We start from the raw sequence: 11,236 nt of genomic DNA, 5'->3' as shown, positions 1-11,236 counted from the left end.
AAATAAAATTCAAGTAGCCTATTTTACCAGGGGATTAGCCGAAGTTTCGCTTGTAGGCAATGGGAACAAGGCCACCTGTCCTGGTTTGGGATCAGCCCTCATGGAAGGGTAATAATTCTTAGCCCTCCATCTCAGGATGTCAATATTGTTGACCTCTTCCCCGGCCAGCTCGACAGCTCTTTCATGCATGACGGCCTGAATGGCATTGTCGTGGGAGGTCAGAGTCACGGGCGGCATCATCACGCTCTTCCGGCCGCGTACCTCGTTGATATAGCTGGCTGCCATAGCAGGTGTACCTACTTCGGCCTCACATTCTGCCAGCATGAGCAGGACATCAGCATAACGGATCAGGCGTTGGTTGATACCGTCGGGATGAAAGCCATCGTCGCTCCAGTCCAGTATGGAATATTTGCGATACACTCTTTTTTTGATCACGCCGTTATGATTGCTGCTGTCAACGTTCATCCCGACTACCGTTAGCACTTTGCCTACCTGGCTGCTGCGGGCGGTCACGATGCTATCGCCGACCTCATAAAAAGTAAATTTATATCGGGGGTCGCCCGCTTCGAACTCATTCAATATAGCGTCGGAGGGAACTACATTTCCCCAAACGATGCCATATTCCTGGCTGCGCATGATGCTGTGGTCAGCATTAGAGCCTTCGCCAGTATAGCCCCAGTTGAAGTTATCATCGCCCTTGTCCACAAAGACGACCTCGAAGATGGATTCCTGGTTAAATTCATGACCGGTGGCGAAGGATTTAGCCCCCAGGAGGATATCGCCGTCGAAGTTATCATTAAAATTATCCATGAGGGAATATTTGTTATAAACCTGCAACAGCGCTGCTTTTGCGGCGGCGTAGTCGCCTTTTTGCATCTGTACCTTCCCGAGCATGGCATTGGCGGCATCCTTTGTAGCGTGGCCATCTTTGGAGTGGCCGGCAGGCAGCCTGGCTGCCGCATCCGTTAGATCGCTTATGATCAGGGCATAAACATCTGCAGCGGGTGATTTGGCTTTATAGCCGGTAGCATTAGTGGCAGGTTCTGAATATAGCGGGACATCACCCCACATCGTCGCCAGCTCAAAATAGGCCCATGCCCGTAGAAATTCAGCTTCGCCGACGATGACATCTTTTGCCGCAACATCATCGTTGACACCGGGAGCCTTGGAAATGACGAGATTGGCCCTGTTGATCATTTGATAGACGCCAGCCCAGACGCTTGACATGACGGAATTGGAAGGCGCCGGAGAAGCCTGCTTCAACAGCTCGGCCCTTGGGGCCTCCAATTGCGAACCTCCCGGCGCAGTTTCACTGCCCCGCATATCATGGGTAAAGAACCACTCGCGGCCGATCAGGTTCCCCGCACGCAAGCTCGAATATGCGGCATTTACCCCGTTGCGCAGTTCCGAAGCCGTCTTGAAATAGGTTTCGGCTGTGGGGTTGTTCGGATCAAGTACATTCAATTTTTTATTACACCCAATCACAGCCGCTACGCTCAGGATAATTGCGGCTATCAGTATATTTATATTACTTCTCATAATATTTTATTTTCTTTTCTTTTGTTAAAAATTAGCCTGAATGCCCACCTGGTAAGCCTTTGGTTGAGGATATACAGCTGCATCGATACCATTGGTCAATGACGATGTATTGACGGTTCTGTTGCCCACTTCCGGATCGAATCCTGAATATTTCGTAAAGGTCAGGACATTTTGTGCCGAAACATAGATCCTGAAACTTCTGACAATTCCTTTTGTCAGGGACTGCAGAGACTTATCAGGTAAAGTATAACCTATCATCACGTTTTTCAGGCGGAGATAGGAACCATCTTCGATAAATCGGTCAGAGGGCCTGGCGTTCTGGTTCGGGTCGGCAGATGCAGCGCGGGGGAAATTGGTATTGGTATGGTTGGGGGTCCAGGCATCCAATACTCTGGTACTGGCATTGAAGAAGCGGATCATGCCTTCGGAGATCACCCGTGTGGCATTGAATATTTTGTTGCCTTGAACGCCCTGAAAGAACATGGATGCATCGAAATTGTGGTAGTTAGCCCCCAGGTTGAATCCATACGTGAACTTAGGAATGAAGCTGCCTAAGTACGCACGATCGTCATTGTCTATCTTTCCGTCGGCTTTATTGTCTTTGAATTTAAGATCCCCGGGGCTTGTACCGACGCCGTTGACGAGAGGAACCTGTATCGCATGCTTCTTTACATCTGCCGAATCCTGAAAAATGCCCTCGACCTGCCAGCCGTAAAAGGATTGGATGGGGTGACCTACGGCTGTACTGGTGACATTGTAGCCTTCGCTAAGGTCCGCATCGGAGCCTGCTTCTATATTTTTAACCCCACTGGAAAGCCTCGTCACCTTATTGGTAATAAAGGTAATGTTGCCGCTGACATTCCATTTGAAATCACCTTGTCTCTTATTATAGCCCAACTGCAGCTCGAAGCCGTTGTTGGTCATAGCAGCCACGTTCTGAGGTACTGTAGCTGTCGGAGCGCCATTTTGTGGAATATAGCCCAAGGAGGAAGGCAGCGGAACGGCCAGGATCAGGTTGTCCGTCTTACGTCGAAAGTACTCGGCAGACATAGTGAAAGCATTGTTGAATAAACCAAGGTCCAGACCGAAATTCAGCTGCTTGGTCGTCTCCCATTCCAGATCTTTGTTCCCAAGGGACTGAATAGAAGAGGCCGGACCATTGGGGATGCCATTGCCAAACGGATAGTAGGCGCTATTGGCATTTACACTTACCAGCCAAGGTGTGGAGCCCAGTACTGTTCCGTTCAGACCGGTAACGCCATAACCAGCCCTAAGCTTCAGCTCGGAAATCTTTGATTGGCTCTGCATGAACTGCTCCTGGTCTACCCTCCACCCTATGCTGCCGGAGGGGAAGGTAGCCCATTTCTTTCCCGGCGCCCATACAGAAAGTCCGTCCCGGCGAACGGCGCCGCTCAACAGGAATTTGCCTTTGTAATCATAATTGAGGCGACCGACATAGGATATCAGGTCATTTTCATTCGTCAGCGTCTGGATGAAAATATTTGAAGCATTGTTCAGGGTCCGCAGGTTATTGGAGGCCTGTTGTCCATTGGCATTTTCCTGCTTGATCTTTTGCTGTTGAAACTCGTATACGGCTACAGCATTGAAATGATGGTTGCCAAAAGTCTTATCGAAGGACAGCTGTTGCGTATATAATTTAACAGTAGAAATATTACGATTATTCCAAATGCCGGCAACAATCGCGTTATGGCCTGCCACGGTCCCACTATCGTCGAAGATGGGGGAGAAGCGATAATCCAGCGTATTGGCGTAATCCACCCCAAATGTGCTGCGGAACTTCAGAAATCTGGTAAAGTTCACTTCAAGGTAGGTGGTGCCCAAAACCTTTAAGCTGGTCCTGTTGCCCGGGTTTTTAACATTTGCATCTTCTACAGGATTGGTCGGGTCGCCTCCATCCAGCACAGAATGTACCCCTCTATAGCCATCCGTTGTGGTAGGGTCATAGACAGGCATGTGCGGCATTATCCTGATGACATTCACCAGGTTGGTTCTGGAGCCCGCCTCATTATTGTCATATGACTGATCGCCAACAGCAATGTATAAGTTCTCACCGAAATTAAACACCTTACTAATGTTGTGCTCCGAATTGATCCTGAAATTATACCTTTTGTAGCCAACTTTGGGAGCTATGCCCGTCTGGTCAAAATAGCCTACTGAAGCATAATACCTGGAAACATCATTGCCGCCGCTGAGACCAATATTATGTTGTGTCATCGCTCCATGTTTGAAATAAGCGTCCTGCCAGTTGGTATTGGTTTGGCCATAGGTTTGAGAAGCGCCTTTATAGATAGGTTGGTCGACCCAGGGTGGCAGGAGTCTTCCTATATTACTGCCCCTGTAGGCGACGGCATATTGCTGGAATTGTGTCGTGTTCAGCAGACTGAGCCTTTTGGTCACGTCCTGGGTGCCGTAATAGGAATCAAGGCTGACGTGGATCTTGCCGTCCTTTCTGCCTTTTTTGGTAGTGATCATGATTACACCGTTGGTAGCCCGCGATCCATAAATAGCAGCTGAAGAGGCGTCTTTCAGAACATCCACCGACTCTATATCCCGGGTATCGATGGTCGATAGATCTCCCGTCGGAAAACCATCTATCACGTACAAGGGATTGGAAGCATACGATATGGAGCTGATACCCCTGATGCGAACAAGCGGCTCAGTCCCCGGGCTGCCATTGTTGGTTACCGTGAGCCCCGGCACACGTCCCTGCAATGCCTGCTGAATGCTTGCTACGGGCAGTTCCCTGATGGTCTTGGCGCTCACGCTGGATACGGCTCCTGTGACCGAGGCACGTTTTTGCGTACCATATCCGATGACGATAACTTCTTCGACACTGGCAGCCTTTAACTGAAGTTGCATATTAATGTCTTTGCCGGCGGAGCCGACCTTCATGGATCCGATCTGAAATCCGATCATTGAAAACTCCAGTACATCGCCCGGGTTTGCAGAAATGGAAAACTCGCCAGATCTGTTTGTGCTGGTCCCCCTCGCAGTACCTTTTACAATGACGGATGCTCCGGCCAGTGGGGCGCCGCCGGGATCCAGTACCTTCCCTTTCACGGGTGTCTGAGCTAGTAAGCCGAGTGAAAAAAAGAGGGAGGCAATTAAAGAGAAGGATGTCTTTGCAAGCTGGGCAAAGTTGGTTTGGGAATTTCTCATACGCAATCAATTAATTTATTAGTGGCAATTCTTTAAATGTTAAACCAAATTAAAGAAAAAAAATAACAACCGATTGCATAAAAGTTGAAATTTGTTGAAAAAAAGCTAATTTAAATTAAATATATAAATATTGTATATTTTTAAATAGCTATATTTCAATTATTTATAACTATTTTTTATTATAAAAATTTATTGCTAAAATTTGCAAAAAATCTCACAAAATTTTATTGAGAACAGGCTGTATTTTTAATTTTTGCTCTTAAAAAAACAACCGATTGCAAAAAAACATTGGCAAATTATATTATAAGCGGCTACTAAAAGATATGCTGATGGCCTAGGGGCCTATAAGTCAGATTCTATTTAAATAACAACTGAGCCAGTTGATATAGATCGTCCCTCCATACCGGCCATGTGTGCCCGCCCGGATACTCGTAGTAACTATGCCTGATATGCAGGTCATCAAGCCCGGCCAGCATGATCTGGCAGTTCTTATATGCAATATCCTCCTTGCCGCCCATCGCGATCCAAAAAATTTTCAGGTTGTGATTGATCGCATCCGCATTCTTCGTCATGAAATTATTTTGTCCTTCCGCAATGCTGCGCTGCATAGGCAGTATCCAGCCGGAACTGAACACTCCCAAATATGAAAATTTATCTGTATTTCTTATCCCTGTATAAAGGGTGTGTATTCCGCCCATCGACAACCCGGCTAATGCACGGTCCTTGGGATCATTAAGCGTGCGAAAATGTTTTTCGACAAAAGGGATCACCGACAGCATCAGTTCGGATTCAAACAATTTCAAGCCGGATTCCTCAAATGCCGGGATGCTAAGATTGGCATCAGGCATCACCACTATCATCGGTACAGCTTTTTTTTCTGCGATTAGGTTATCGAGGATCAGGTCTGTCTTACCCTGTGCAGCCCAGCCTCTTTCATCCTCTCCGCCTCCGTGCAAAATAAAAAGCACAGGATATTTATCGTTTATATGCTCATCATAGCCGGGAGGAGTGTAAACATACATATCGCGCCAGGACCTGGTAACAGGCGAATAAAATCTTTTTATCCTGGTTTCGCCATGGGGCACATCCCTGACGGCATAATAGCCGCCGCCTGCGAACGGTATCTCAATACCACTGGCCATTCTTCCCATACCATAAAAGGTTTCGCTGGAAGGGTCGGCCAGGGAGACGCCATCGATCACCAGAGAATAATAATGGAAGCCCTCTCCTATCGAATCCGTGGTGACCATCCAATAACCGCCGGTGTCTTTTGCCATATCGTATTTTTTCCCAAGATCTATCTGGACAGTCTGCGCATGCGGAGCCCTGATACGAAAAATAACGCGATGGTCGGCTAGTATCTGGGGGTAGCCTGCTGACCGGACATTGGTCGCCGCGGGCGCCCCAACTACAGGATACCTGGAAAAGGTGGCTGTATCCACGGGTTTAAAAATAAGCTGCGAGAACATATACAATCCATTTTTCCAAACCTTAAAATCATGAACACCGGGCTCGATGTAATAGATATGCGGTATGGTATTCCTGGCCAGGTAATCGTGCGTACGCTGGCTAAACATTATAAGGCCATCGCTGGCGCCACAGGAGATCCAAAGTAATTTCAACTCATTTTTTGTTCTTTCAGGATCAGGAATAAGTTCTTCGGGCGTCTTTGTATTAGGGGCTGCCGAGAAAGCGCCAATCCAGGCAAATTTATCCAGATTGCCCAGTCCGAAATTCAGGGACTGCCCCCCTCCCATGGATAAGCCGGCAATAGCCCGGTGGTCACGGTCTGTAAAGACCGGATATTTTTTATGAACAAAAGGGATGAGGTCGTTCAACAGATCTTTTTCAAAGGTTGCAAAAGCCTGTACTTTGTCTGCCGCCATAATATTACCCAAGGCGCGGTCATCTTTCATGGCCCTGCCATTAGGCATAACGACGATCATAGATTCGATCCTGCCCTCTGCATAGAGGTTGTCAAGGATGATCTCCGGGTGCCCGCCGTTCAGCCATTCTTTTTCATCACCGCCGATACCATGTAAAAGATATAATACCGGGTATTTATTTCTTTTCGAAAAGCCAGGTGGTGTGTAGATCAGTGCTCTTCGTGCTGTACCCACCGTCGTCGAGCTATAAGTTACCGTGTCGATCCTGCCATGCCGGATGTCGGAACGGAGGGTGTCAAATCCCTGCGGCGCATGTTTTAAAGGCTCCTGAGCCAATATCGTCTTGCTGATTGATACAGCCAACAGCAGCAAAAGAAACGTCTTTTTCATTCGTCCAGATTTTATTTGATACAAGACACAAATTTACGATCCCCGGAGTACCCTTTTTCGAGCAGGCAATTCAATTATAATTCCATTATTTGCCCGCCGACAATGCACGGGCAGCAGCGCAAAGAAAAATATAATTGGCGCAAATGCCTACAGTGACCTCATTTTCTCCCCATAGGAATGGCCAATCTTCCTTGTTCTCAGGGAAGTCAGGCTTTAGGATCAATATCCCCGGAACCACCCCCCCGGCTATGAAGCTGAAATCAGCGCGGTTATTGCCATAGGTTATCTTCTTCGAGTGCGTCCCGACAGCAGAGACAAATGATACGTTGGAATATGGATGACAGCCGAAGATATAATCAAGACCTCTGTACACATATTCAGTGCCCATGATCTCCGGAAAGAACTTATGTGCATAATAGCAGGTTGTAGCCCAGCTGATGATGCCACCATTTCCGCCCCAGCCCCCGGCAGCCATCGGTACACCATAGGGGTTTTGTTTCCCGTAGTCATCGCTCATCGTTTTATACCGGATGACATAATCCTTCAACTTCCTTTTGTAGTCTTCATCCAAATACGCACAAGCCTGCAATGCCGTTGTCATCCCGAATAGGACCGACCTGTCCAGTGCCTGCCAGACGACATCCTGGAATTCTTTTGCATAGCGGCTATCCTTCGTAGTGATATACAGCTGGAGCGCTGCCGACATCTTCAGGTTTCTCCGGAACATGCTGGCAAACCGTGAAGTGTCCTTTTTGCTTAAAGTATCATCTTCGTCCCATAGCTTTTTCGCATAGTATAAACTTTCTGCGGCCAGGCTGTCGTCAAACCCCCGCAAAGCACGGCTGGCAGCCGCTAACGCGGCGGCGGTATAATAATCCAGGAAAGTGGACCTTTCCGTGAATGCCCACCTATCGTCCATCGTGCCGCTGGTTCTTCCATTCGATTCATAAGACTTGAGATGCGGGTTATAGGGAAGATTATCCGTCTCCGTTGAAGCATCGCCCAGATGGTGGTACTGATGCAGATTGGGCACGACTATGCCTCTAACCGGGTGCCCGATGTTCTTTACCTGTGCAACCATATTCAAGGTACCATGTTTGATCTGCTGCAATATGTCCGGCTTGCCGTCCGGCCGGTGGATATCTACATAGCGGGTAGGATAGTCGATGAAAGTTTCATCCCGGCTTAGCCTGAAGTTTTCCCAGGCATCTACGAGACCCAGCACCGCATCGCAATGCGACCCGGTCTGAATATCAAAATCGCCAGCATCGAACCACCCTCCCACAGCGAGGCCAGGTATATGTTCCAGTGGTTTATATTTCGTCTGCGTAGACGGTCCCATGCTGTAGCCGTCGAAATGCTCGTGATTTATCGGCGCCTGCAAGGCATCATCCAGGAATGGAACGCCATGCCACACCCGGTATGCTTCGTTCACTTCCATATGATCCATTTGAACCGGCAGCCAGACATCCATCGTAGGATGCCAGATCTCATCATATACATTGGAACTAATGGGAAAAACATTCGTCCGCTGTCCGCCGTATTGAATATAATATAACCCGGAATCTTTAACAGCGCTGAAATCAAATTTCAGATAGTTGTACCGCAGGTATCTCCCCCATGGAATGACTGCACCCTGTAATTGCCCGACCCATTTCCCATCCGCTGTGGCTTTGTATAACGATGCAGATGCGAGGGGTAAATCGTTCTTATCCAGTTCGATCACTGCCATCTTATTCTGCCCGGGGAAATAACCCACCTGCGAGAATTCGATGACTGGCTTCCGCTTCCACTCCTGAATGCCGTTGGGTTCCAGGTACCAGCTCAAGACTTTTCCCGTTTTGTTGACAGGTAACAGACTGCGGACGATAAACCAGCCGTTCTGTCCCAGGTTGCGCCCATCAAAAAGCATCAGGTCTGCGTCCTGGGCCCGGATGCTAACCATGCGCTCGGGATCTTCCGGCGCCAGCAACAATGATCTTCCGGTGGCAAGTGGTGAGGGGATGATGAATTCATTCCGTCCTCTGTCGTCGAAGGTATTATGCCCTGCGAACTGCGGTATCTTCTTCGACGCGGATTCGATACGCGTCTGGCTGGCGGGATACAATGGAAAAGTTCCCGGACGCCCATCCACGAGATAACTCTTCTCGAAATATGCAGCAGGCAGGAACTCAAGGTTGAACCCTGCATGACCTGCCAGTTTCTCAGGAACAGGCTGATCCAGGTAAATGCTGATCTCCACTCCCTGATCCTTCGCCTGGACAAGCACCCTTGTAGAAAAGTCGAACTCTTTGTATTTTAATACCGTCTCGATACTGTTGCTGCTCTTATCGACCTTCCGGCTGACCAGCATCGGCACCAGGTCCCACTGTTCGGGCGTGTTCTGCAGCCTCACCGCGCCGCCCGTACAAGTCCACACTCCATGGTGGATGAGCTCGATCCCGGCGGTTTTTTCGTCGAAGAACATCCCATTATATTGATTGCTGAAAACAAGGAGGTTCACACCCGGCTTTTCAAAATACCCCGAGTCGTTGACCTGCAGCTGGCGGTCAACGGACACCGGTCCCTGTGCATCCGCAAGATTGCCCAGGCAGAGGACAAGGACAAGAAAGAAAAATAAACGTTTCATGAATATTTAATTTTTTTGTTTACGCATATCACACCCTATCCAACCAGGCGCTTATTCCGAACTTAGTTTATCCGTAATATGGAAAAAATCAAAATCGGCATACCCACCTTGATTTTTGGCGGCATAATTGAACAACCCAAACCGGTATCCCATGAAATGGGGCAGCGTGTATGACATCTTGAGTGTCGTACCGACGGGTACCCAATTTTTACCATCGAGGCTATAGAAAAAATTGGCTGTATCACTTTGGTCCCTGAAATCACAGGTTATTTTAAAATAAATAGTGTTTTGATGTATCGGCACAGGCTGGCTTTCAACAGGTTGGCCCGATCCTGCGTTAACCATCACGATCGACCTTCCGCCTTTGTCGTATCTCACGCCAACCAGGCCATAATTCTTCTGGAGCAGCGCCAGGCCTGCCAGGTCACCCTCTTTCATATCCGACACATCGATGGCTGTCGCACCGGTGCATACAGGACCGATAGTACGTTGTGTCAGCATATTTCTTACCAGCAGGAATGAACTGTCGATGCGTCCCGTCGTCAGGCGCAGATAGCCTTTCCTTTGCATCAAAGACCAATACCTGTTGTCGGGATTATGATTCCATTGCCATACCAATGGCAGCAAAGGTTCACCCTTACGCCGACTGAACTCATCGGACGAAACGATACCTGGTATCAGTCCTTTGCCTGCGGGAAGATCTACCGTATCAGGAACTTTCCCGTTGTTGCCCAGGACGGGCCATCCATCCTCCCATTTTAATGGCGCGAAATAAGGGACACGGCCGACGGCCCCATAATCCCGGAACAAGTATGCATACCAATTGCCATCGGTCATACATATAATTCCACCCTGGGCGATACCCCGGTCCTGAAGAACAACGCGACCTTCATAGGGGCCGGTGATCTTGCCGGCCCTGTGCACAACGACGGTCCGCATTCCCCCTTTGGGCCATGTAATATTAAAAAGATAATATTTTCCGTCGACCTTGAACAACTGAGAACCCTCGGCGGGCAGTCCTATATCAGGGCCCGCCGGTGCGCTCGCATTCACTATGATCACCTGCTCCGGCATCGAGCTATCGATACCCGAAATATCCCGCTTTAATTCAACAAGCCTCAGCTCGCCCCCGCCATAGATCATATAAACGCGCCCGTCATCATCGAAGAACAAACTATGATCATTCAGCTGACGATTGAATACAACCCTTTTCCATATTCCTTTCACGGGATCCTTTGTGGAATAAACATAGGTCTTTCCTGTCGTGCCTGAAAAAGTGCTGACATAAAAAGTGCTGTCATGGTAACGAAGACTGCTGGCCCAGGAGCCTCTTCCGTAGGTGCTCTTCCCCTTGTTCAAATTCAATTCGTCCATATCGGCCAGCGTATCGTAGGCATAACTCACCAATTGCCAGTTTACCATGTCCCTCGACTTCATGATAGGAACACCCGGGCTCATATGCATGGTGGTGCTGCTCATGTAATAAGTGTCGCCGACGCGGATCATCGACATATCCGGCACATCAGCGTAAATAATCGGATTTTGCGCCCAGAGGTCTCCGGTCACTGAAAAAAGTAAAATTGCCTGTAGAATAAATATTTTCCTGTTCATG

The 11,236-nt window shown here is 48.6% G+C and carries 5 protein-coding genes; all 5 read right to left on the bottom strand.

The genetic code is table 11. From position 1 onward, the window contains the following. Positions 1-18: 18 nt before the first annotated feature. Positions 19-1,539 carry a RagB/SusD family nutrient uptake outer membrane protein gene (locus ACX0G9_RS01975; RefSeq protein ID WP_459063163.1) on the bottom strand — a complete coding sequence of 507 codons (1,521 nt, stop codon included), beginning with the start codon at positions 1,537-1,539 and terminating at the stop codon, positions 19-21. Positions 1,540-1,563: 24 nt separating this feature from the next. After that, positions 1,564-4,719, bottom strand: coding sequence for a SusC/RagA family TonB-linked outer membrane protein (locus ACX0G9_RS01970; RefSeq protein ID WP_459063162.1), 3,156 nt, complete (start codon positions 4,717-4,719; stop codon positions 1,564-1,566). A gap of 356 nt (positions 4,720-5,075) precedes the next feature. Then, positions 5,076-6,995, bottom strand: a complete 1,920-nt coding sequence (locus tag ACX0G9_RS01965; protein WP_459063161.1) for an alpha/beta hydrolase-fold protein — start codon at positions 6,993-6,995, stop codon at positions 5,076-5,078. An 85-nt stretch (positions 6,996-7,080) separates the two neighbouring features. Continuing rightward, a complete protein-coding gene (locus ACX0G9_RS01960; RefSeq protein WP_459063160.1) occupies positions 7,081-9,624 on the bottom strand; it encodes a glycoside hydrolase family 9 protein in 2,544 nt (847 codons plus the stop codon). Positions 9,625-9,675: 51 nt separating this feature from the next. Continuing rightward, positions 9,676-11,235 carry a glycoside hydrolase family 43 protein gene (locus ACX0G9_RS01955; RefSeq protein WP_459063159.1) on the bottom strand — a complete coding sequence of 520 codons (1,560 nt, stop codon included), beginning with the start codon at positions 11,233-11,235 and terminating at the stop codon, positions 9,676-9,678. Position 11,236: the final 1 nt, after the last annotated feature.

The organism is Flavitalea flava, assembly GCF_054461575.1.
This window is presented reverse-complemented; position numbering and strand designations above follow the sequence as displayed.

What these genes read in the sequence shown, in the direction of transcription:
- ACX0G9_RS01975 (WP_459063163.1), bottom strand. Translation starts at nt 1,539, where the DNA reads ATGAGAAGTAATATAAATATACTGATAGCCGCAATTATCCTGAGCGTA.
- ACX0G9_RS01970 (WP_459063162.1), bottom strand. Translation starts at nt 4,719, where the DNA reads ATGAGAAATTCCCAAACCAACTTTGCCCAGCTTGCAAAGACATCCTTC.
- ACX0G9_RS01965 (WP_459063161.1), bottom strand. Translation starts at nt 6,995, where the DNA reads ATGAAAAAGACGTTTCTTTTGCTGCTGTTGGCTGTATCAATCAGCAAG.
- ACX0G9_RS01960 (WP_459063160.1), bottom strand. Translation starts at nt 9,624, where the DNA reads ATGAAACGTTTATTTTTCTTTCTTGTCCTTGTCCTCTGCCTGGGCAAT.
- ACX0G9_RS01955 (WP_459063159.1), bottom strand. Translation starts at nt 11,235, where the DNA reads ATGAACAGGAAAATATTTATTCTACAGGCAATTTTACTTTTTTCAGTG.